This is a genomic window from Oleiphilus sp. HI0117, from assembly GCF_001635235.1.
Map to the genome: position 1 here is coordinate 1 of NZ_LWGA01000612.1, position 404 is coordinate 404.

A 404-nucleotide genomic window follows, 5' to 3' on the forward strand; every position below is an offset into this window, starting at 1 on the left:
GGCCAGTTCGTTTTTGGTGCTGTAAAAGGGTGGCTCGATGTTAGGGTATCTCACCGAACACCTTATCTTGAGTTTAGCTGGCAAGGCACTTGCGAGGGTGATGACCTTTGTGGTCGGGGTAAAATTGAATTTCCTACTCCTTTACAAGGTGACGGTGAAATTTATATTCATTGTGGTGACGAGTCAGGGTTCATCATTGAAAGAAAAATATAACCAGGCCAGCCAACGTCGCCCACAAAGGGCCGTGGGCTGGACTCGCTTCGCTCGCCGTTGCTGGCGGCGTTATGTGTATTAATGAATGGAATTCTTGCAATGAGCAAAGTAAAAATATTGGAGTATCCTAAGAAAGGAGAACCTGATTATAGCCATCTTAACCTCGTTGTAGAGTTTTTGCTTAGCTCAGG

The 404-nt window shown here is 45.5% G+C and carries 1 pseudogene; it reads left to right on the top strand.

What is annotated here, in order from left to right:
• Nucleotides 1-213: pseudogene (locus A3757_RS26570) on the top strand (hypothetical protein); the annotation flags it as partial.
• Nucleotides 214-404 lie beyond the last annotated feature (191 nt).